The sequence below is a fragment of the Mesorhizobium sp. B3-2-1 genome, assembly GCF_006439515.1.
GTDB lineage: Bacteria > Pseudomonadota > Alphaproteobacteria > Rhizobiales > Rhizobiaceae > Mesorhizobium.
On sequence record NZ_VFTI01000005.1, the window covers coordinates 179,826 to 201,102 of the forward strand.

The 21,277-nt window shown below is 62.6% G+C and carries 24 protein-coding genes and 1 pseudogene; 13 read left to right on the forward strand and 12 right to left on the reverse strand.

All coding sequences use genetic code 11. From position 1 onward, the window contains the following. Nucleotides 1-112: 112 nt before the first annotated feature. Nucleotides 113-822 (forward strand): annotated as a pseudogene (locus FJW08_RS07490) (hypothetical protein). A gap of 25 nt (nucleotides 823-847) precedes the next feature. Here FJW08_RS07490 and FJW08_RS07495 read toward each other — a convergent pair. Beyond that, the gene (locus FJW08_RS07495; RefSeq protein ID WP_140809974.1) at nucleotides 848-1,213 is read right to left on the reverse strand and encodes a hypothetical protein; all 366 of its coding nucleotides are present in this window, start codon (nucleotides 1,211-1,213) and stop codon (nucleotides 848-850) included. A gap of 243 nt (nucleotides 1,214-1,456) precedes the next feature. Here FJW08_RS07495 and FJW08_RS07500 point away from each other — a divergent pair, with 243 nt between their 5' ends. The 4 genes from FJW08_RS07500 (at nucleotide 1,457) to FJW08_RS07515 (ending at nucleotide 5,835) form a co-directional block, all read left to right on the forward strand. Beyond that, nucleotides 1,457-2,212: a gluconate 2-dehydrogenase subunit 3 family protein gene (locus FJW08_RS07500; RefSeq protein WP_140809975.1), complete on the forward strand. Its 756-nt coding sequence runs from the start codon at nucleotides 1,457-1,459 to the stop codon at nucleotides 2,210-2,212. A gap of 5 nt (nucleotides 2,213-2,217) precedes the next feature. Beyond that, nucleotides 2,218-3,984, forward strand: a complete 1,767-nt coding sequence (locus tag FJW08_RS07505; RefSeq protein ID WP_140759706.1) for a GMC family oxidoreductase — start codon at nucleotides 2,218-2,220, stop codon at nucleotides 3,982-3,984. After that, a complete protein-coding gene (locus FJW08_RS07510) occupies nucleotides 3,981-5,234 on the forward strand; it encodes a cytochrome c (protein ID WP_140809977.1) in 1,254 nt (417 codons plus the stop codon). The genes FJW08_RS07505 and FJW08_RS07510 overlap by 4 nt, the downstream gene beginning before the upstream one ends. Nucleotides 5,235-5,394: 160 nt before the next feature. Next, nucleotides 5,395-5,835: a hypothetical protein gene (locus FJW08_RS07515; protein ID WP_140809978.1), complete on the forward strand. Its 441-nt coding sequence runs from the start codon at nucleotides 5,395-5,397 to the stop codon at nucleotides 5,833-5,835. Between the two features lie 69 nt (nucleotides 5,836-5,904). Here FJW08_RS07515 and FJW08_RS07520 read toward each other — a convergent pair whose 3' ends face one another. Further along, entirely contained in the window at nucleotides 5,905-7,527 is a 1,623-nt protein-coding gene (locus FJW08_RS07520) for an ABC-F family ATP-binding cassette domain-containing protein (protein WP_140809979.1), read from the reverse strand. 204 nt (nucleotides 7,528-7,731) lie between these two features. Between FJW08_RS07520 and FJW08_RS07525 the strand changes: the two genes are divergently transcribed. Next, nucleotides 7,732-8,115 carry an EthD family reductase gene (locus tag FJW08_RS07525; RefSeq protein WP_246682264.1) on the forward strand — a complete coding sequence of 128 codons (384 nt, stop codon included), beginning with the start codon at nucleotides 7,732-7,734 and terminating at the stop codon, nucleotides 8,113-8,115. A 147-nt stretch (nucleotides 8,116-8,262) separates the two neighbouring features. Then, on the forward strand, nucleotides 8,263-8,550 hold the full coding sequence (locus tag FJW08_RS07530; RefSeq protein WP_140809980.1) for a hypothetical protein: 288 nt from the start codon (nucleotides 8,263-8,265) through the stop codon (nucleotides 8,548-8,550). Nucleotides 8,551-8,819: 269 nt separating this feature from the next. Here the strand turns inward: FJW08_RS07530 and FJW08_RS07535 are convergent, their stop codons facing one another. After that, nucleotides 8,820-9,512, reverse strand: coding sequence for an SDR family NAD(P)-dependent oxidoreductase (locus FJW08_RS07535; RefSeq protein ID WP_140809981.1), 693 nt, complete (start codon nucleotides 9,510-9,512; stop codon nucleotides 8,820-8,822). 39 nt (nucleotides 9,513-9,551) lie between these two features. Next, nucleotides 9,552-10,145, reverse strand: a complete 594-nt coding sequence (locus FJW08_RS07540; protein ID WP_140809982.1) for a YdeI/OmpD-associated family protein — start codon at nucleotides 10,143-10,145, stop codon at nucleotides 9,552-9,554. Between the two features lie 196 nt (nucleotides 10,146-10,341). Between FJW08_RS07540 and FJW08_RS07545 the strand changes: the two genes are divergently transcribed. Further along, complete coding sequence (locus tag FJW08_RS07545) at nucleotides 10,342-10,686, forward strand: VOC family protein (protein ID WP_140809983.1); 345 nt, start codon at nucleotides 10,342-10,344, stop codon at nucleotides 10,684-10,686. 33 nt (nucleotides 10,687-10,719) lie between these two features. Here FJW08_RS07545 and FJW08_RS07550 read toward each other — a convergent pair whose 3' ends face one another. Then, on the reverse strand, nucleotides 10,720-11,193 hold the full coding sequence (locus FJW08_RS07550) for a cupin domain-containing protein (protein ID WP_140809985.1): 474 nt from the start codon (nucleotides 11,191-11,193) through the stop codon (nucleotides 10,720-10,722). 65 nt (nucleotides 11,194-11,258) lie between these two features. On the opposite strand from FJW08_RS07550, the gene FJW08_RS07555 reads away from it, so the two are divergent. Together FJW08_RS07555 and FJW08_RS07560 are read left to right on the forward strand one after the other, a co-directional pair. After that, complete coding sequence (locus FJW08_RS07555; RefSeq protein WP_140809986.1) at nucleotides 11,259-11,714, forward strand: MarR family winged helix-turn-helix transcriptional regulator; 456 nt, start codon at nucleotides 11,259-11,261, stop codon at nucleotides 11,712-11,714. 131 nt (nucleotides 11,715-11,845) lie between these two features. After that, entirely contained in the window at nucleotides 11,846-12,574 is a 729-nt protein-coding gene (locus FJW08_RS07560) for an SDR family oxidoreductase (RefSeq protein WP_140809987.1), read from the forward strand. Here FJW08_RS07560 and FJW08_RS07565 read toward each other — a convergent pair. After that, nucleotides 12,571-13,557, reverse strand: coding sequence for a LysR family transcriptional regulator (locus FJW08_RS07565; protein ID WP_140809988.1), 987 nt, complete (start codon nucleotides 13,555-13,557; stop codon nucleotides 12,571-12,573). The genes FJW08_RS07560 and FJW08_RS07565 overlap by 4 nt on opposite strands. A gap of 16 nt (nucleotides 13,558-13,573) precedes the next feature. After that, nucleotides 13,574-14,479 (reverse strand): S1C family serine protease, encoded by a 906-nt coding sequence (locus FJW08_RS07570; RefSeq protein ID WP_140809989.1) that lies wholly within the window; start codon nucleotides 14,477-14,479, stop codon nucleotides 13,574-13,576. A 217-nt stretch (nucleotides 14,480-14,696) separates the two neighbouring features. On the opposite strand from FJW08_RS07570, the gene yghU reads away from it, so the two are divergent. Then, nucleotides 14,697-15,563: a glutathione-dependent disulfide-bond oxidoreductase gene (gene yghU, locus FJW08_RS07575; RefSeq protein WP_140809990.1), complete on the forward strand. Its 867-nt coding sequence runs from the start codon at nucleotides 14,697-14,699 to the stop codon at nucleotides 15,561-15,563. Between the two features lie 96 nt (nucleotides 15,564-15,659). Here the strand turns inward: yghU and FJW08_RS07580 are convergent, their stop codons facing one another. Next, nucleotides 15,660-15,962 (reverse strand): DUF1236 domain-containing protein, encoded by a 303-nt coding sequence (locus tag FJW08_RS07580; RefSeq protein ID WP_140759747.1) that lies wholly within the window; start codon nucleotides 15,960-15,962, stop codon nucleotides 15,660-15,662. 789 nt (nucleotides 15,963-16,751) lie between these two features. On the opposite strand from FJW08_RS07580, the gene FJW08_RS07585 reads away from it, so the two are divergent. After that, nucleotides 16,752-17,027: a hypothetical protein gene (locus FJW08_RS07585; protein ID WP_140759750.1), complete on the forward strand. Its 276-nt coding sequence runs from the start codon at nucleotides 16,752-16,754 to the stop codon at nucleotides 17,025-17,027. A 52-nt stretch (nucleotides 17,028-17,079) separates the two neighbouring features. On the opposite strand, the gene FJW08_RS07590 is transcribed toward FJW08_RS07585, so the two are convergent. Continuing rightward, nucleotides 17,080-17,298 (reverse strand): exopolysaccharide production repressor protein, encoded by a 219-nt coding sequence (locus FJW08_RS07590; RefSeq protein ID WP_318013036.1) that lies wholly within the window; start codon nucleotides 17,296-17,298, stop codon nucleotides 17,080-17,082. A gap of 244 nt (nucleotides 17,299-17,542) precedes the next feature. Here FJW08_RS07590 and FJW08_RS07595 point away from each other — a divergent pair, with 244 nt between their 5' ends. Further along, a complete protein-coding gene (locus FJW08_RS07595; protein WP_140809991.1) occupies nucleotides 17,543-18,283 on the forward strand; it encodes a sulfotransferase family protein in 741 nt (246 codons plus the stop codon). Nucleotides 18,284-18,366: 83 nt separating this feature from the next. On the opposite strand, the gene FJW08_RS07600 is transcribed toward FJW08_RS07595, so the two are convergent. The 3 genes from FJW08_RS07600 to FJW08_RS07610 all read right to left on the reverse strand — a co-directional run bounded on the left by FJW08_RS07600 (nucleotide 18,367) and on the right by FJW08_RS07610 (nucleotide 20,943). Beyond that, nucleotides 18,367-19,221, reverse strand: coding sequence for a glycosyltransferase (locus FJW08_RS07600; RefSeq protein WP_140809993.1), 855 nt, complete (start codon nucleotides 19,219-19,221; stop codon nucleotides 18,367-18,369). Then, complete coding sequence (locus FJW08_RS07605; RefSeq protein ID WP_140809994.1) at nucleotides 19,222-20,439, reverse strand: FAD-dependent oxidoreductase; 1,218 nt, start codon at nucleotides 20,437-20,439, stop codon at nucleotides 19,222-19,224. Between the two features lie 102 nt (nucleotides 20,440-20,541). Continuing rightward, nucleotides 20,542-20,943, reverse strand: a complete 402-nt coding sequence (locus tag FJW08_RS07610) for an FdtA/QdtA family cupin domain-containing protein (protein ID WP_140809995.1) — start codon at nucleotides 20,941-20,943, stop codon at nucleotides 20,542-20,544. Nucleotides 20,944-21,277: the final 334 nt, after the last annotated feature.

The following is a 21,277-nucleotide window of genomic DNA, read 5'->3' on the forward strand; positions in this document are numbered from 1 at the left end:
CTGATGCACTACCCCCGCCTGCGCATGCCTGGGGAACTGTTGATCCTGATTTCGGTTGTCTGTCGTGCGAACGATCGTTCCACGGCAGGCACCTAGTGAGCGAAAAAGAGACATGAGCCCTGCACACAAGAAGCGCGGCTCCTTTCGGAAGATCCTGAGCGGCATTGCGGCGAAAATTGCCACCGCCCCCGATCGCAGGGCCGAGCAAGGCACGGGCACCGCGTCGATGGTTGCCGAATGGCCGCTGCCACCATCGGCGACGCTTGGCTCCTCCTTGCGTCTGAAAGGGATCGAACGCGAAATTCGAGCCAAGCTGCCGTGGACGGTGCGGAAATTTGCCAAGGCCGAGACGGGCCGCATTGTCTTGCGCCCGGTGCAGACTGACGCGGATGCGTTTGAGGCCGCCTCGGCAACCATCTCCAGGACGCTGGAGGGAATCGAGGCGCTGCCCGTGCTTCCGCGAGAGGCGGAGGACATTCTCGCCATCTCGTCGCGCGAGCGTCACAAATGGCTCAGGGATGGTCGCCTGAAAAGCATCGGCACGCGCACCGTGAAGATGCGCGGGCGATCCAAGGCCGTGACCTTCCACGTCTTCGATCCACGTCACATCGAGGACATTCTCGACCGTGACCTGGCGACCGCCTGGCGGGAGGAGGATGCGCTGGAAGCGTCCGAGAACGACGGCGCGGGGCCGGCAAGGCCGCACTGACGCGAGCTGGAAAGCGGACGGGCAAGGCGCGCAAGACCAGAAATTCGGGAAAGGACGATGCACCAAAGCTCGAAGGTTGGGACATGTTCGAGGCAGAGGGATTGCTACGTTAGAAGCAAATCCGTGGCGGTTTTCAGGTTATGGATATTTCGCCTTGTCTGGGCCGGCGGGGCTCAAATCGCCCTGTAACTCCTTCGGCAGGGGAAGGCTCGAACATTGCAGGTGCACGTTGCGGGCGAGCAGCTTTCGTTGCTTCTGCTCGTGCTCCTTGGTCGCCGCTATGATTCCCAACCCGTAGGGGCCAAGTGCGACGAATTCCCAACCCGGGTGCTGTTTTTCGCGGACCGCGTAGTCCGAAGCCGCCGCTCGGGCTTGCTGGCATTGCGGCGTCGTCCATTTCTGGTCCTGCTGCGAAAGCGAGGCTCCATAGTCGACCGGAGAGGTCGCGCATCCAGCCATCGTCGCGGCCAATGCCGACAATGCAAGCCCCGTCACAATTCTCATCCCAAACCCCTTGCCAACCAAAGAAAGTACACGGGCGCCTCCATCCCACAACGAGACCGCCGAGACCAGAGAGCCGGCTCGTTTCGTTGCGGTCTTCCCGCCGCCGGCTGAGAGAGAACGGGCGAAGGTTTCTCAGAACGCCGTTTCCTCGCCGCTCAATTCGTTCGGCAAGGTAAATTGGCCCTGCCAGGGAACAATCCATCATTTCGAAGGTTGGAGCGTCATATCCGATGGACGCTTCCCATGCCCGCGAACACTTTCAGTCGCCGCCAGATCCTGACAGTTGGAGCCTCGGCGGCGGCATCGGTGACGCTCGGCGCGAATACGGCCGCTGCACGGGAAATCAAAGGCGGCGTCGACGACCCCTGGCTGCCGCATCAGGCCGATGCGCCCGTGCCGCTCGAAAACCCTGGGTTTGCCTTCTTCACGCCCGCCGAGGCCGCGTTCGTGGAGTCGGCGACTGAAAGACTGATCCCTGAGGACGACCTCGGTCCCGGCGCCAAGGCGTGCGGGGTGGCACTTTTCATAGACCATCAGCTTGCCGGCGCGTATGGCCGCGCGGGCAATTGGTACATGCAGGGCCCGTGGGCAAAGGGCGAGAAAACGCAGGGCTTTCAGTCGCGAATGACGCCCGCCGATCTCTATCGCGCGGCTATCAAGGCGATCGACGAACACACGATGTCGGCGCAGGGGGGCAAGCTGTTCGCGGACCTCCCGGTTGAAGCGCAAGATGCGATGCTTTCGGACCTCGAGGGTGGCAAGGTCGATCTCGGCGGGGCAGACGCCAAGACCTTCTTCCAGATGCTTTGGCAAAACACCAAGGAAGGGATGTTTTCGGACCCGATCTATGGCGGCAACAAGGACATGGCTGGCTGGAAGATGCTGGGCTTCCCGGGCGCGCGCTACAACTACCTGGATTGGGTTGATCGGCACGGTGAACGCTATGACCAGCCGCCAGTCGGCATTCGCGGCAGGCCGGCGTGGAACGGCGCGGGATAACAGGCATGGCGCAAAGGCTTCCCGGCGTCGACGTGCTGCTGGTCGGGTTCGGCTGGACCGGGGCGATCATGGCGCAGGAGCTTACCGCCGCCGGCCACGACGTGCTGGCGATCGAGCGCGGCAGCTGGCGCGAGACCAGTACCGATTTCGCGCCGTCCTTCATCCAGGATGAATTGCGCTATCGTTACCATGGACACCTGTTCGAGCAGACCGCGCAGGAGACACTCACCTTCCGCAACACGCCCGACCAGACGGCCTTGCCGATGCGACGCCTCGGTTCGTTCCTGCCGGGTACCGGCGTCGGTGGCTCGATCCTGCACTGGAACGGCCAGGCGTTCCGTTTCCTGCCTTACGATTTCGAAATCCGCCGCCAGACTGCCGCTCGTTACGGGGAGGCGATGATCCCTCCGGATATGACGCTTCAGGACTGGGGCGTCACCTATGACGAACTGGAGCCTCACTACACGCGTTGGGAAGAGCTGTGCGGCATCTCGGGCCAGACGGGCAATCTGAAGGGGCAGAAACAGGCCGGAGGCAATCCTTTCGAAGGCCCGCGCTCCAAGCCGTACCCGACACCTCCGATGAAGCAGACTTACGGCCCCATGTTGTTCGGCGAAGCGGCCGCATCGTTGAAACTGCACCCGTTTCCGTGCCCCTCGGGCAACATGTCACAAGCCTATACGAATCCGCTGGGCGTCAGCATGGCGCCCTGCACCTATTGCGGCTTCTGCGAGAAATTCGGCTGCGGGAACTATTCCAAGGCGAGCGCCCAGACGACCATCCTGCCGGTGCTCATGCAGAGGAAGAACTTCACCCTGCGGACAGAGTGCGAGGTGACGCGGATCAACCTCGACGGTTCCGGCGCGCATGCCACTGGCGTGACCTATGTCGACGCCCATGGCAACGAATTCGAGCAGCCGGCCGAGCTCGTCATCGTCTGCGCCTACATCCTGCACAACGTGCACCTTTTGATGGCCTCGGGCATCGGCACCAGATACGATCCGGCGACCGGGCAAGGAACGCTTGGCAAGAACTACTGCTACCAGCTCACCCCTTCCGTCGACGTTTTCTTCGACGACAAGCTCCTCAATCCCTTCGTCGGCGCCGGCGCTCTGGGCATGATCGTCGACGACTGGAACGGCGACAATTTCGACCATGCCGGCCTCGGCTTCATCCACGGCGGCTACATTGGCGGCTATATGACCACCGGCAGGCCGATCGAGACGGAGCTGCTGCCGGAAGGCACGCCGAAATGGGGGGCCAAATGGAAGCAGGCGTTCGTGAAGAACTACCTGACCTCTATGTCGCTGTCCCTGATGGGGTCGGTAATGCCCAACAAGGCCAACTATCTCGACCTCGACCCGACCTATCGCGACGTCTACGGGCGCCCGCTGATGCGCATGACCTACGATTTCAAGCAGAACGAGTTGAAGCTGCAGGATTTCGCCATGGGCAAGATGGTGGACATCGCAAACGCTATGAAACCGCGCGAAATCAAGAAATCGCCACGCGGCCCGCACTACGACATCGCGCCTTATCAGTCCACGCATAATACGGGCGGGGCGATCATGGGCGTCAACCGGCGGGAAAGCGTGGTCAACCGCTATCTCCAACACTGGGACGTGCCGAACCTCTTCGTCGTCGGCGCCAGCGCCTTCCCTCATAACAGCGGCTATAATCCGACCGGCACGGTGAGCGCGCTTGCCCTATGGGCGGCAACGGCAATCCGCGACCAATATCTCAAGCATCCCGGCCCATTGGTCCAGTCATGAGGCAGCGCGCGCTCCTCACCCTTGCCGCCAGCGGCGCTCTGATCGGCGCGGGAATGCTGGTGTTCGGTCCGCTCGCGCATGGCCAGATCGGCGATTTCTCCAGACAGGAGCGCGGCCGCGAGCTCGTCGCCGCAGGCGATTGCGTGGCCTGCCACACGGCGCCCGACGGCAAACCCTTCGCCGGCAACAGGCCGATCGGAACGCCTTTCGGCACGATCTACTCGGCCAACATAACCCCCGACGCGGAGACCGGCATCGGCGCCTGGAACGAAGAGCAGTTCTACCGCGCGATGCATGAAGGAGTTGCCTCCGACGGCAGGCGGCTCTACCCGGCTTTCCCCTACCCGTGGTTCACCAAGGCGACGCGCGGAGACGTCGATGACATTCGCGCCTATCTGCGCACGCTGGAGCCGGTGCGCTCGACGCAGCGTCCCAATGAATTCACCTGGCCGTTGAACCACCGCATCGCAATGGCAGGATGGAACCGCTTGTTCTTCACTCCAGGCGAATTCAAGCCTGACAAGAACCAGTCGGCCGACTGGAACCGTGGCGCCTATCTGGTCGAAGGCCTTGGCCATTGCGGCGCATGTCACACGCCGAAGGACGTCTTCGGCGCCGACAAGACCTCGCAACGCTACCAAGGATCCGAGATACAGAACTGGTTCGCGCCGAACCTGACCAGCGACAAGCGCACCGGCCTCGGAACTTGGAGCGATCAGGATATTGTCGCCTTCCTGAAGGCCGGCCATAACAACCGCACCACCGCATACGGCCCGATGGCTGAGGTCGTGAAAGATTCCACCTCCAAAATGAGCGATGCGGATCTGAAGGCGATTGCGATCTACCTCAAGTCGCTGCCGGCTGCGCCCGCCGAGGAGCCGTCCGCTCCCCAAGGGGATGCGATGAGCGCGGGAAAGAGCATCTATGGCGACCAATGCTCAGCCTGCCACCAACTCGGAGGTGACGGCGTAAAGAACATGTTCCCCTCGCTGAAAGCCAGCGCTGCCGTACAGTCCCGCCAGCCGCTTTCGGTCGTGCGGCTCATCCTGAACGGCGGCCATCCCGCGTCCGGTCCGGCAATTCCGAACGCGCTGTCGATGCCGTCGTTCGGGTGGAAACTCTCGGACAATCAGGTCGCCGCGGTGGCGACTTACATCCGAAATGCCTGGGGAAATCAAGCCGAGCCAGTCTCCGCTGGGGACGTCAAGGCGCTGCGCGATTCAGTGCAGGCCGTAAACAGCGCCTACTAAGGCTGAACTATTGTGGGCAGCGGTTGTCCGGGTGTTCCGGCGAGAGCGCCGTGGTCAGATTCGGTCCGCCGCTTGGAACCAATGATGGGCAAGACTGTTCAGTTGTAACTTTGATGCCACGCTGACATTCTTGCCGACGGCCACCTTCAGGAGCTCCATCATGACTATTTCGTCTGGATTTCGTTCGATCGCCGTAGCCGCCATCGCCACCGCGGGCGTCAGCCTTGCCAGCGCCGCGCATGCCGACAGCGGTAAGATCCGCTTCTCCGTCTACAAGGCGGCGTTCTTTGTCGGCGGCTCCGGTGGCGAGGGCACGCTGACCTTTCATGGCCGCAGATATCCGATCTCGATCGGCGGCGTCTCGGGCGGCCTCGCCTTCGGCGTCTCCAAGACCTATTTCCAGGGCACCGTGCGCCACATCAGGCGCGCCCGAGACGTGACTGGCGTCTATGGCGCGGCCGGCGGCGGCGGCGCGCTCGGCAGAGGCGCCCAGGTGATCGTGATGACCAACGACAAGGGCGCCCAGCTCGAACTCACCGGCAGACAGGTGGGCCTGCAGGTCAACGCCGATCTCAGCGGCATGAGCATCTCGCTGAGGTAGGCCATCATTTCCAGAAGCGCGTCGCCATGATCACGCGACGCGCTTCGGCGCATCCAACGAAAACTCGAATCAGCTCCGCAAGCCCGGCGCTTCCTGTCCCGTGCGCTCGACATATTCGGTGTAGCCGCCGCCATAGGTGTGGATGCCTTCGGGCGTCAATTCGAGCACGCGGTTCGACAGCGCGGCCAAAAAGTGCCGGTCGTGCGAGACGAACAGCATCGTGCCTTCATATTGCGACAGCGCCTCGATCAGCATCTGCTTGGTGGTGATATCGAGGTGGTTGGTCGGCTCGTCCAGCACCAGAAGGTTGGGCGGGTCGAACAGCATCAGCGCCATCACCAGCCGCGCCTTCTCGCCGCCCGACAGCACCCGGCATTTCTTCTCGATCTCGTCACCGGAAAAGCCGAAGCAGCCGGCGAGCGCCCGAAGCGGCGCCTGGCCGGCCTGCGGGAAATTGTCCTCCAGCGTCTGGAACACGGTGCGCTCGCCTTCGAGCAACTCCATGGCGTGCTGGGCGAAATAGCCCATTTTCACGCTCGGTCCCCGCGCCACCGTGCCGGTGTCGGGATCGGAGGCGCCGGCCACCAGCTTCAGGAGCGTCGACTTACCCGCGCCGTTGACGCCCATGATGCACCAGCGCTCGCGGCGGCGGACCTGGAAGTCGAGCCCTCCATAAATGGTGCGGCTGCCATAGGCCTTGTGCACGTTCTTCAAGGTCACGACGTCCTCGCCGCAGCGCGGTGCCGGCTGGAACTCGAAATTCACCACCTGGCGGCGCTTTGGCGGCTCGACGCGGTCGATCTTGTCGAGCTTCTTGACCCGGCTCTGCACCTGGGCTGCATGCGAGGCGCGCGCCTTGAAGCGCTCGATGAAGGCGATCTCCTTGGCCAGCATCGCCTGCTGGCGCTCGAACTGCGCCTGTTGCTGCTTGTCGGCGATCGCCCGCTGCTGCTGATAGAATTCATAGTTGCCGGAATAGGCGGTGAGCGATCCCGCATCGATCTCGACGATCTTGTTGACGATGCGGTTCATGAACTCGCGGTCGTGCGAGGTCATCAACAGCGCGCCGTCATAGCCCTTCAAGAACTGCTCGAGCCAGATCAGGCTTTCCAGGTCGAGATGGTTCGACGGTTCGTCGAGCAGCATGACGTCGGGCCGCATCAGCAGGATGCGGGCCAGCGCCACGCGCATCTTCCAGCCGCCCGACAGCTTGCCGACATCGCCGTCCATCATCTCCTGGCTGAAGCCGAGACCGTCCAGCACTTCGCGCGCGCGTCCGTCCAGCGCATAGCCGTCGAGCTCCTCGAAGCGGTGCTGCGCCTCGCCATATTGTTCGATGATCTCGTCCATCCGGTCGGCCTGGTCGGGATCGGCCATGGCCGCCTCGAGTTCGGCCATCTCGCCCGCCACGTCGCTCACCGGCCCGGCGCCGTTCATCACCTCGGCCACCGCGCTGTGGCCCGCCATATCGCCGACATCCTGACTGAAATAGCCGATGGTGACGCCGCGATCGACCTGCACCTGGCCCTCGTCCGGCTGTTCCTGGCCCGTGATCATGCGAAACAAAGTCGTCTTGCCGGCGCCGTTCGGTCCGACGAGGCCAATCTTCTCGCCCTTCTGCAGCGAGGCCGACGCCTCGATGAAGACAAGCTGACGGCCGTTCTGCTTGCCGATGTTTTCAAGTCTGATCATGGGAATTCCAAGGGGTATCGATGCGGAATTGGGATTTGCCCGCGCCCTTACGCGAATGACGATGCCGGGGGAAGAGGCAGAAGCGCCGCAGATGCCTGACGGGGCGCGAGGCGCCGATCTCCTCAGCGGGGGAAATCGGCTGTCTGCATAGCCGCTCTCCCCTGCCCGCGCATATAAAAATCGACCGGCGGTCGAAATCCGTCAATGTCGAACGACTTCGGGTTGGCGGCCTGCACGGCCGACCATCGACAACAACAGGACAGGACCACGGCAATGGCCAAGATGCTTGTGATTTACAAAACCCCGGCCGATCCGGCCGCGTTCGACCGGCACTATTTCGACGTTCATATACCGCTCGCCAAGAAGCTCCCCGGCCTGCGGCGCTACGATGTCAGCAGGCGGCCCATGATCAAGCTCTCGGCGGGCGAGATGCCGTATCTGGTGGGGACACTATATTTCGACAGCCTCGATGACATCCGCGCCGCATTCACCAGCGAAGTCGGCGTCGCCTGCGCCGCCGACCGGCGGATATTGGCCCCGGGCGACGACGATCTGACGATGCTGCTGTTCGACGCCGACGAAGTGTGAACCCAGCCTCCAGAAACACTCCAGAAACAAGATTCAACATCCGGGAAAAACTGGCGAAAAGATCGTCTGCGATAACGATCCCGTGGCGGCCGGACAGCGGCCGCCGGACAACGCCAAGGGATATCGCCTGCAATGCAACGGGGATGGATGGGCGCCGTGATTGGCATTTCGCTTGCCATGCTCGCGGTCGCACAGCCGGGGGCGGAGGCGGCTGTCACCCGCAGCGAATATTGCAGCCGGCTCGGTCTTCAACTCGACGGAGCCATCCGGACCAGAGCCGAACCCGGCGCCAGCGCGGGCCAGATCGCAGAGGTAACGGCGCTCCAGGACAAGGCGAACCGGTTCTGTGCCGCGAGCAAGCAGGCGCAAGGCATCCGGACCTACGCCAACGCTCTGAAGCTCCTCGGCGTGACCCCGGTCGACCTCGACCAGTGACGGCAACTACCCCTGGAAGACCCGTCATGAACGGAGCGGCTTTTTCCTGCGCGCAATGCCGCGAGCGGTCCGCCCCCGTCCGCTCTCATGTCCGGAGGGATTGGATGGAAAAACAACCAGTTGCCCCAATTTCCCGATTCAGATGCTGAACGCGGTAACCATCGCCGAGCGCCGCTCTCACTTGCCCACAACTTTCCGACCGTGCCGCCGATCATCCCCGCGCCGAGAATTCCTATTTCTGATCGTCGCCTCCTGTTCAACGACCGCCGTCACCACGGCAGCCTCTTGCCATCGCGAAAAAAGCCGCCGGTCGGGCCGTCGTCCGGCAAGGTCGCGGCCCACACGATGCCCGCCGCCCCTTGCGCCACCGGGCGTCCGCCCGGTCCACCCATGTCGGTGGCGACCCAGCCCGGGCAGATCGCATTGACCAGCACGCCCGAGCCGCGCAGTTCCGCCGCCAGCACCCGGGTCAGCGCATTGAGCGCCGCCTTCGAGGTCGAATAGGCCGGCGCGCCCGCCCCCATCGAGGCCAGCGAACCGCCTTCGGAGGAGACATTGACCAGCCTGCCATGGCCGCCCGCCCCGAGCAGCGGCGCGAAGGCGGCCGCGGCCCGCCAGGCGCCGAAGACATTGGTCTCGAACGCCTCGCGGATGACGGTCCAGTCGGGCCGCAAGGCGCACGAGCCGGTGTCGTAGTGGATGGCGGCGTTGTTGATCAGCACGTCGAGCCGGCCGAACCGGCGCTGCACGTCGTCGGCTGCCCTCGCCGCAGCGTCAGGCGCGGCGACATCGAGCGCAATGGCCTCGACGGCGCCATCGAGCCCTTTCGCCGCCGCGTCGCCCTTGGCGAGATCCCGCACGCCGAGCAGGATGGTGAAGCCGAGTGCCGCGAGCTGCCGCCCGGTTTCAAGCCCGATTCCGCGATTGCCGCCGGTGACGAGGGCGACTTTACTGGTGTCCATGGGAAGCCTCCTGTCGGTCATCTCAGGGAAAATGGCCATCTACTTCTTTCCCTGAGGATAGATCGTCTCGCCACGCTTCAGCATTGCCACGAAGGTTTCGATCTTCTTCTTGCGGCCGGCCTCGGTCTTCATGTTGTGGGTCCGGAAGGCGAGCGAGAAGCGGTTCTGTGCGCTGAGCTTTTCCAGCATCGCCTTGGCCGCCGGCTCGGCATCGATCGCCGTTTGCAAATCATCGGGGATTTTCATCTCCTTGCCACTGCCATAGGCGCGCGCCCAGCGCCCGTCGGCCTTGGCTGCCTCGACCTCTCTCAACCCATGCTCGGTCATGCGGCCCTCCTCGACGAGGCGCGCGACATTGTCGACGTTGATCTTGCTCCAGATGCTGTTTTTGCCGCGCGGCGTGTAGCGCTGCAGGAAACTGTTCTCGTCCAGCCCCTTGCGCACGGCATCGATCCAGCCGAAGCACAGCACGACATCGATGGCTTCCTTCGGCGTGATCGACTTCAGTCCCGACCCGACCTTGTGCACCTTGATCCACACTTCGGTTTCCGTGGCGTGGTGTTCGCTGAGCCAGGCGTAAAAGCTCGCCGCGTCGGGAAATTCCTTGTCGGGATCGACCTTGACCGGCGCCATCAGTGCGCTTGCCCAATCAGTGTCGTTGTCGCTGGCGTCGTCCTCATCTTGCCTCCGGCATCGTGCGATTCCCGGCATCATCATGGCATGGTTCACCGCCAGTTTTGTCAACAGTGGAGCACGCGGCCGCCAGGCAACGGAACGCACCATCCATCGCCGCGTTGCGACAAGAGTGCAATCGCCATGGAGGATCGCGATGGCCGTGCAGACGGTTTTTGCCCAAGTCAGCTGCTCCGACCTCGAGCCCAGCATCGGTTGGTACGAAAGACTCTTCGGCAAGCCGCCGTTGCGCCGGCCGATGCCCGGCCTTGCCGGATGGCAGTTCACGGAAAGCGCCGAGGTGCAGCTCTTCGAGGACAAGGAAAAAGCCGGCACCTCGGCGCTGACGCTCGGCGTCCTGCCGCTGGCGCCGGAGCGGCAGAGACCGGTGGATGCAGGCCTCGAACCCGGCCCGATCGAGAAGGCCGACGATTTCTGGATCATGCGCATGCGCGATCCCGATGGCAATCTGGTGGTGTTCGCGAGTGCGGAGCGGGAATAGAGCCGCCGGAGCCCCAGGAGCTGAGCTCGTGCTCTACACCGGTGTCGGTACCGCCGGCGTCAGTCTGTGGCGGCGCATGATCTCCATCATGCTGGCCTTGTCCGGCGGGCCACCGGCGGCGGCATGGAACATTGCGAAAATCTCGCGAAAATAGTCTGGGCCGATCGCCGCCGGTGTCACGACACACAGTACCGTTGCGTCGTCGGCACCCTTGTTGTCGAACCGGTGGACGGCGCCGCGTGGAATGCATAGCGCCTCTCCCGGCCCGACATCGATCGCCTTGCCGTCGACGGTCCAGGTCAGCACTCCGTCAACGCCGTAGATCGTCTCTTCATAATGATCGTGGCTGTGCGCCGGCGCCAGCAGCCGCGATCCGCCAGCCACTTTTAACTCGAAGGCGGCGATGCTGCCGTTCGAACTGTCGCCCGTCACCAGGAAGCGAATCGATAGCATCTTGTCGCCGATGGTCTCTTCGGCTGGATTGACCTGAAGATTCATGGATGACATTGCGCAAACTCCTCCGGTAAATTACATTTACTAGCAATCAGTAAACTCAATTTACCGGATCGTCAATGCCCACCTCCACCGAAGTACTGCAGACCAAGACCGAGGACCTGTTGATTGGCGCCTTGCTGCGCGTGCCTGCCCAGGCAATCCAGCGCCGGCTGATCAAGGAGCTCAACGCCGCCGGTTTCGACGAATTGCGCCTGCCGCACATGGCGGTGCTGCAGTTTCCCGGCCCGGATGGCGCGCGGCCCGGCACGATCGCCGAGCGTGCCGGCATGAGCAAGCAGGCGATCAACCAGTTGCTCAGCAGTCTGGAAAGCTATGGCTATCTCCTTCGCTCCGACGGCGAAGGCAGCGCGCGCGTGGTGCGGTCCACCGAGCGCGGCCACGCCGCTTTCTGGAAAATGGTCGACATATTGCGTGACATCGAAGAGGAGTGGCGCACGGAACTCGGACCGGAGCGCTTTGCCCAACTGAAGGCACTGCTGTTCGTCGTCTGGGACAGCCCGCTGGTGCGCTGAGAGAGATGGCGCTCATATGCCGCCGGCACCATCGGCATCTCCGATGACACCATCGGTTTCTTCCGTTTCCGCTTTCCGCCTCGACCTGCCAATCCCCTGCCCTTGTCCCAATCCAGCAAAGGCAGAGCGAAATGCATCTTTCAAACCAGAAAGTCCTGATCGTCGGCGGCGGCTCCGGCATGGGTCTCGCGCTTGCAAGGCGCTGCCTCGAAGCCGGGGCCAAAGTCGTCATCGCCGGGCGCGGCGAGGACAGGCTGCGGCAGGCACGCGAGGCGCTGGGCAATCCCGCCGCCCTCGAAACAGCCATTGTCGACATCACGCGGGAAGACCAGGTTGCGGCCTTGTTCGCCGGGATCGGCGGTCTCGACCATATCGTCAGCACCGCCGCCGATATCGAAGGCGCCTACCGGCTGTTGCCGGAGCTCGATCTCGAGGCGGCGCGACGCGTGGTCGACAGCAAGCTCTTCGGCCCGTTGCTGCTCGCCAAGCACGGCGCGCCAGGGCTGGCCGTGACCGGCTCGATAACCTTCGTTTCCGGCATCGCCGCCTATCGCCCGGCCGCGCGCGGCTCGGTCGTCGCCGCCGTCAATGCCGCGCTCGAAGGGCTGGTGCGGGCGTTGGCGATAGAACTCGCACCGGTCCGCGTCAACGCCGTCTCGCCCGGCTGGGTCGATACCGGGATTTGGGCGCAGGTGGCCGGCGACAGGAAGGCAGAGACGCTTGCGGCGATGGCCGAGCGGCTGCCGGTCGGCAGGATCGGCCAGCCCGAGGACATCGCCGACGCCATTTTCTTCCTCATGGGCAATGGATTTACGACCGGCACGACGCTGCATGTCGAGGGCGGGCATCGCTTGGTCTAGCTGACGATGGCTTTCCCGGAATTGTTTGCAAACAAGGCCTTGGGGCGGTTCGCCGATTCAGATCCTGAGCCGGCACCGGAGCTTGCCGGCGCCAGTGTGTCGCGCGCGGCGGCAAGCAGGTGCCGGAGCGCCGGCGGCTGGACGCGCCGGCGCCGCCAGATCATCGTCAGCGGCGCCGCTTGGGCTCGGCCAGGCCACGGCAGTTCGATCAGTTCACGACGCTCGAGCGCGTCGCTGACAGCCAGACGTGGAACGAGGCCCAGCCCCACGCCGGCCGCCACCAGCCGGGCAATGGCGCCGATGCTGCCGACTTCGGCGGCAAGTTCCGAGGCACCGATGCCCGCCTCGGCGAAGGCGGTATCGAACATGTGCCGGTAGATGCATCCAGGCTCCGTCGCCACGAAACGTTTTGCGGCAAGGGCGGCAAGGTCGCACGGAACCAGGTTCTGCCCCGGCGCTGCGACCAGCACCAGCGGTTCGGCCGCTATCGTGTGCCTGGCGAAGCGTTGATCGGCACCGCCCTTCGAGGCATCGCGGCGATCGAAGCAGAAGGCGACATCGATGTCGCCGTCCTCCAGCTGGCGCAGCAGCGTGCCGCTGTCGGTCACCTTCATCCGCACCGCAATGTCAGGATGACTGGCCTGGAACTCCGGCAGCCAGGGCGCCAGCCGGGCCGAGGCAATCGTCTCCAGCGCACCGATGGTCAACGCGCCGCTGGTCTGCCCGGACGCAGCCTGAACGGCGGCACGCGCCTCGCCGTCGAGCCGCAGCAATTCTTCCGCGACGGGCTTCAGCGCCAGACCGGCCGGCGTCAGTTCCAGCCCCGCCTTCGAGCGCGCGAACAAGACAGCACCCAACTCGGCCTCCAGCGACTGGATCTGGTCGCTGACGCTCGACTGAGCGAGATGAACCGTCTCGGCGGCGCGCGTGATGTTGCGGCTGCGCGCCACGGCAAGAAAGGTCTTGAGCAGTCTGGGATGCATTATCGATGCAACGCCGCTACTGCAGCTGCGGCTTCTTCAAAAAACTGCCGCGATCGGCGGACTTGACGCGCAGCCAGGTCTCGCGGCCGTCACGCACCACCCGCATCGGGATCTCGGCACCGGCCGAACCGCTTTCCCAAAGCTTGCGATAGAAATCGGCGAGCCCATCGACCGTACCGTCGCGGACCTCGGAAATGACGTCGCCTTCGCGAAGGCCGGCCTTGGCCGCCGGGCCGCCCTCGGTCACACTCATCACCACCACCTTGCCGTCGCTTTCGGCCGAGAGCGCGCCGAGCCACGGGCGCGGCGGCTTGGCCACGTGGCCACGCGTGAGCAGGTCGTCGAGGATCGGCGGCAACAGGTCGATCGGCACCACCATGTTGATATCGGCAACCTCGCCGGCGCGGCTCATCTGCAGGCGCAGCGAACCGATGCCGAGCAGCGCCCCCTCGGCGTTGAACAACGGCGCGCCGCCCCAGGACGGATGCGCCGGCGCGATGAAGATCGCCTCGTCGAGCAGATACTCCCAATAGCCGGCGAATTCCTGCTTGGTGACGATCTTGGCCTCGACCGACCGACCGATGCCGTCGGCAAGCACCACCGAGTCGCCGATCCTGGCCTTGCCGGCATCGCCCAGCGCGACTGCCGGCAGACCGGTCGGCGCCAGCGCCTGAACGAGGCCGAAGCCCGATTCCTGGTCGTAGGCCAGCGCGTGCGCCGGGATGACGCGCCCGTCATGCGAGGTCAGCCAGACTTCCTCCGCCTCGGTGATGAGATAGCCGATGGTCAGCACCAGCCCGTCATCGCGGATGACGACCCCGCTGCCTTCCCGGAGTGTGCCCAGCGCGCCGGCGGTAAACGCGTCCTCCGGAACGGTCGCCCGCACAGCAACCACGGAGCGCGGATTGGGATTGATGGTCATGATTTTGTCCTGCGATGCGAATGCCTGGCGGCTTCTTCTATAGGTATGCCACGGGGGAGATGCTGCAAGGGGTGAGAAGCGGTGGCCATAGGGCGAACGCCCGGCAGGGCGATGCGTCGCGCCCCGCATTGACAATAGTTCAACACAAGTTGAACTTCTCTCTCCGCAGCCCTAGCTATGGGTGACCTGCCCCTCCTTCCACGATACGAGAGCCGACATGACCGAATACACCCCGCCGAAAGTATGGACCTGGAACAAGGGCAATGGCGGCGCCTTTGCCAGCATCAACCGGCCGATCGCCGGACCGACGCATGACAAGGATTTGCCCGTCGGCAAGCACCCCCTGCAGCTTTATTCGCTGGCGACGCCGAACGGCGTCAAGGTGACGGTGATGCTGGAAGAGCTCCTGGCACTTGGCCACGAGGGCGCCGAATACGATGCGTGGCTGATCCGCATCAACGATGGCGACCAGTTCGGCAGCGGCTTCGTCGATATCAACCCGAATTCCAAGATCCCGGCGCTGATGGATCGCAGCGGCAAGACCCCGGTGCGCGTCTTCGAATCCGGCTCGATCCTGGTCTATCTCGCCGAAAAATTTGGCGAATTCCTGCCGGCCGAACAGCCGGCCCGTGCCGAAGTCCTGTCCTGGTTGTTCTGGCAGATGGGCTCGGCCCCCTATCTGGGCGGCGGCTTCGGCCATTTCTACGCCTATGCGCCGGCAAAGTTCGAATATGCCATCGACCGCTTCTCGATGGAGGTTAAGCGTCAGCTCGACGTGCTCGACCGCCGTCTGGCCGAGGTGGAATATCTTGGCGGCACCGGCTATTCGATCGCCGACATGGCGGTCTGGCCCTGGTACGGCGGGCTGGCGCTCGGCCGGCAGTATAATGATTCCGCCACCTTCCTTTCGGTGCACGAGTATAAGAACGTGCAGCGCTGGGCGAAGGCGATCGACAAACGACCTGCGGTAAAGCGTGGCCGCATGGTCAACCGCGCCTTCGGCGAACCGGCCATGCAGCTGCACGAACGCCATGATGCCAGCGATTTCGACACGAAGACACAGGACAAGCTGGCCGCCGAGTAGATTCGGGACAGCTGTCGAAGGCCGGCGTCAAAATAAAAAAAGCCCATCACCAGCGTTAAGTCGGTGACGGGCTTTTTGCTTGATGCGTGAGACGGATCAGTGCAGCACCTCGACGACCTGACGGGTATCGGGGTCGACCAGCACGGTCTCGTCATTGATCACTGCCACTCGGTACCTGACGTTGGGAACTTCGCGCAGTTCGACCTTGTCCGGTACCGGCGAGCCGAGCTTGAGTTCGACGCCGAGCAGGTTCACCGACGCCAGCGGCTCTCTCTTGATGTATTCGCGAACGACCGTTTCCTGCTCTGGCTGCACAACGACGGTGCTGTCCGCCAGGGCCACGCCGGCACCGCCCAGCAGGACGATGGCAGCTGCGGCACTCGTAAGATAACGTTTCATGACAATCTCCATGGTTGGCGATTCCAGTCCCGCCCTGGAGGAAAACTCGTCCGTAACCCGGAGGTTCCATCCCTTTTCTTGAAATAAATATGGCAAATAACCAACAATATGCCACATTCTTTTAGCGCCGAGCGTGAGGATGTCAGCAAAGTTATGCTTTGCGTGCGCCAGAAATTTCTACATGTTATTGACAGAAGCAAAAACGTCATGCCTTGAAAAGGCGAGCGAAGACGTCTTCCGTGGATGGTTCGGTTCGCACACCGTCTTGCCGATAACTAACGTGTGCAGCCGGGTGTCGTTCCGAAGACCTGCCGAGCGTCCAAAAAAGGCTCGCGCCGGGAGCAGAGCGAGCCACCAAAGACCGGTGGAGGTGGCGCCTCACCGGGTCACGGCACGAAAACGCCGGCGTCGGCATCCGGTTCCAGCGGGGCGCGTAGCGTGGCTGCACCGGATGCAACGATGTCGACTTCATGGCGTTGGTGTCCTGTATTTTTCCGGACGAAATTTTCAGCACGGATATCGCGCCATGGCTCCCCGTCCTCCCGTCACCAAGCACCCCTTCACGCTGGTGTTTGTCATTTTCGCGTTCATGGCGCCGCTTGTCGGCCTTGCCTGGGGCGCTCACGAATGGATAGGCTGGTAGCCAACCGGTCCAAGCGGCTTTCAGCGCATCGCCTCACCAAAACGTGACCGTTCAATAATATAAGCAGCCTCTAAATGACCATGGGCTGATGGTATTTAACACGAGCTGTCGCCAACCCGGCGGCCGGAACAGGGGAGGATGGATCCATGAATATCAAAACTGTCTGCCTGGGAGTGTTGGCTGCCACCGTGATTGCCGGCTCGGCACTTGCTGGCATTCTCGACGAGCCGAAGATGATGGCACCCTTCTTCACCGACAAGACCATGAAGACCATGAAGTCGGACGCTGCCATGAAGAAGGTCTGGGCGAAAATGTCGAAGAAGAACCAGACCGCGATGATGAAGGAATGCCAGGACGCCGCGATGAGCAAGCCGCATGCCGAATTCTGCGCCAAGCTGAACGCGCTGGCCGGCCACGCCTGACGTCTTTAGGCAAGGGATGGCGGACCCGCGAGGTTCGCCATCCCAGCCGAGTTCAAAGCCGGACGCGATCCCTACGCAGCGGAGGCAAGGTGTTGACCGAATCCTCGCTTGCGGCGGCGTCTTGTTCACGCCTGTAGATCAGCCCCAGGACGAGCACGAAGTAGCCGACCTGCAAGACAACCAACGTCACCACTGTCCAGGCAAGCGCCTCCCAGAACGAACCGGTGGCCATATAGGCCCAGACCGCGATAAGGATCGTGGTCGCTGACATCCCGACGAGAAATGGCCCAAAATACATCAGCCTTCAAGATCGCCGAAACCGTTCCTGTCCCGGCGACTCCCTCCAAATCTCCACACCTGCACACAGGCTTTCATTATTTTAGCAACTACGCAAGTACGCGATCTCCGGCTCGACATCCACGTAGAAATTCGTTGCGCGGCGGCCTTGGCAGGAGCAGTTTGGTGCTCACGGACCGCGGTAATCGGGAAAAGAAGAAGACCGGGGGGATCGGGGAATGACGCTCAAGCTTATCGGAGCCGGTTTCGGCCGCACCGGCACATGGTCGACCTTTGCCGCGCTGAACAAGCTCGGCCTGCCCTGCTACCACATGCAGGAAGTGATCATAAACAAGGCCAATAAGGGCCATCTCGATTTCTGGCGCAAGGTGGCCAACAGCTCGCCAGGCACCCAGCACGACTGGAACCGCGTGTTCGCCAACTATACGGCCACCGTCGACAATCCAGGCTGCTGCGTCTGGAAGGAATTGATGGCCGCCTATCCCGACGCCAAGGTGCTGCTGACGCTGCACCCGCGCGGCGCCGAAGCGTGGTATGAAAGCACCATCGATACGATCTACTTCACCGAGAACCTATGGCAGTTCAAGATCCTGGAATGGCTCACCCCGTTCGGCCGGAAGTTCGGCGACATGTCGCGCAAGCTCATCTGGGGCCGCACACTGGCCGGCGTCATGGGCGACCGCGACAAGGCGGTGGCCCGCTACGTCAGCTATGTCGACGAAGTGAAGGCCGCCGTACCGCCGGAAAAGCTGCTGGTCTACAAGGTCAGTGAAGGCTGGGGGCCGCTCTGCCATTTCCTCGACGTGGCGCAGCCGAACGAGCCCTTCCCCAACCTGAACGACCGCGAAACGATCAAGAAGATCATCCGCGACATCATCAAGGGCTCCTACATCATGCTAGGGCTGACGGTGGCCGCCATCGCGACGGTGATCGCGGCATTGTGGTGGTGGCTGGGCTAGACTCGCCGCAAAAAATTGAGATGCGTGGATCAATGGTCATCTGCGGCAACGCCGATGTGATCGCCTTGGAGCTCGGCTTGGTCTCATCGCCTGAATTGCGCCGCCTTGCGACGCCTTCGCAATCGCCATGGCCTCGTCATCATGGCGGTCAGAAGGATCGCACGCTGCGCCCAGGGAAGGCTGCTGTGCCAGATTTCCCTGAGCCCTGCGGCCCTGAGGGCTCTTCGTTGGGTTCGGTGGTGGGTCCAGGCCTTGCTGATGCTCCCTGGGCGATAATACTTGTGACATAGCACCTGCGGCACACGCACAAAGGCGCCGAGCAACGACAGATGCAGAAGCCAAGTCCAGTCGGCGCAGTATTCGCCTTGGCTGTTGGGCTTTATCCCGCCGCTGCGATGGAATGCCCATGCCCTGAACAGCCCGCGATTGGGGACCCACCAGCCATGCGGCTGTTGCGCCATAACGAGGCCCCGCGACAGGCTATTATGAAGTCCCGACAACCGGTCGAAGGTGCTGGTCGCGCTGTCGCCGTTGACCTCGATCACTTCCACGTCGCTGTAGGCCAGCACCGCCGAGGGATTGTCCTGCAACGCTCGCACAAGCGTTTCCACATACGTTGGATCGACAACGTCATCATGGAAGGCAAAGAACATCAACTCACCTTCTGCACCGGCCATGAGATCGTTGGTGTTCCTTAGCCACCCGAGATTGTGTTGCCGGTTGAGGACACGCACATTGCGGTGCCCTGCGGCGAATTTAGCGACGATCTGCGGCGTGGCATCGGTCGAGCGGTCCTCGCCGATCAATATCTCCAGGTTCGGCCATGTCTGGGAGGCGAGACTGTCAAGCGTGCGGGAAATGAACGCGGCCGCATTATGGCACGGCACCAAAGCCGTAACCCGTGGGTGCCAGCCGGGCTGGGTGTGTGTGTCATGCATTCAGCCAACGCCGTAAAGTTGCTTTGCCAGCATGTCAGCAAGCCAGGGAGCAGTCGAATATTTTCCCGTGTCGACGGACAGATAATTGCCGCGCCGGGCAGTGCCAAACAGATCACGGCGGTGAATCGTGGCGCCGAGGTCGCTGAGAGAGCCTTGCCCCTGTGCAAAGACGAACCCGCCCCGGATGTCGATTGTCTGTGCCGCTTCGAAGAGGCGAGAGGCGTCCGGGATCAACCTGGTGATCTCCGTGCGAACCTCATCGACGAAGAACTGTCTCCGATTCACGGCGATTTCGTCGGGTTGTGCTAACGTCAATGCGCCGCTTTGCGCAACCAAGCCAGTTGGGTACCATGAGATATAGAAACGACGCCCGTCATAATTCTTGATGTCGCCAAAAGGACCGAGCGCAATCACCGATGATACAACATCGACCGGCCGGCCGGTGCCGCCGAACAGGCTAAGGCGATATCGGTGAGACCAGCCGGGGCTTGGTTCGATACCCGCAAGCCGATCGATTGCAAGCCGGCCTTCCCAAAGGCAGTTGACGACGACGTCGAATGTCTCCCTCCCGGTCTCAGCCGCAACCCGCCATTGCCCTTCGATTCCATCTGTCGGCGTCGCCGAGAGGATTTTCGACCTCATTCGCAGCGAAATGTTCGGTTCGCTCCTCACCACCTCGACCATCCGATCGGCGATCCACTGAGTATCGACCGATCGCTCAGGCACCCGGAACCCGGCGACGATGTCGTCACTATCTGTCATTGCGGCAAGCTCGGCTCGCGAAAGACGCACGGAACCAGCTTTTGACACGTCGACCAGATATTGCGATGCGTCCGGATGCTCACGCAGCAGCGCATCCACTTTACGAAATGTGCCAGACAGCGTCTGCGCATCGACTACCGAACGGCGATGGACAAGGTAGACATCGTCAGCCGGGGTCGTGTGTGGCCGAAGATCTTCGTCGAGCAATTGCGAGATGAGCTTGCCGAAACGCAGCCCGCCCGGAATGACATGCCTTGCCGTGCGCATCGAGGGGTCGGCACCATAGAGGTAGCCCAAGTGGATCTTCCCCTCGTTCCAACGGCTGGCGCAGCTGAGCGGCTCGTCCTCCTTGTCGAAGAGCGTAACCGCGCAACCCAGTCTTGCCATCATGATGGCAAGGCTGGCGCCCATGATCCCGGCGCCAAGGATCGCCACTCTGCCGCGAGTGAGCTTCATGGGCAACAAACCGCAGCGCACCGCCGCACGGCGGCCTCTGCGCAAAGCACCTGCCGGCCTTCAGTCATGGCTGCCAATTGTCTCGGAGACACACTTCCGTGGTCATTGGCCCGACTCCACATCCAACAAATAGCCCTTCGGGTCATACTCCGTATCGCTGAAAACGATCATGGTCGGATTGTCGCCGTGATACGTCTGGCTCGACCAGACCGGCGCTTCGATGAGCACGGCCTTGTTTGTTGAATCCAGAACGATCTGCTCGACCTCCTCCCGATACCGAAGCGCAATGTATATCTCTCCGGAGACATGCATGAACAGCTGTCGCCCCGTACGATGACCATGTCCTCCCCTTGTCGTCCCGTGCGGTGCGGTGACCACAAACGCCCTCCGCGGTTGAAAGCCGAATCTGCCGAACTGAACGAGCGTCAGGACCCCCCTGGCGTCACGATGAACCGATATTGAGATTTCTGCGACCTTGCCGCCAAACAAGACCCGGTCCGCCATCGTGCCCCCTCCCAAGCCTGTTATCCTGCCGGTGTGCGGCCAGGATGGCGACGTCGTTCTTCGATGTGGATAATGATAGCAGCGCCGGCTGCCGCACAATTATTTTCTAATGCATGTCGCCCGGAAGTGTCCTCGGCTCCGGATAGCGACATGCATAAAATCAGAAGCTTACAGCAGGTCAGGCGAATCCTATTCGCCGCGACATGCTGTAACCGATCAACCAGAACAAGGCCGGACGGCTGGCGCTTCGGCGCCGCTGCCAAAGTGACAGCGCGCGACCATGCGACTTGATTTATGCCAGGGCTGACCCCAGGAATTGACCGGGGTACTGCCG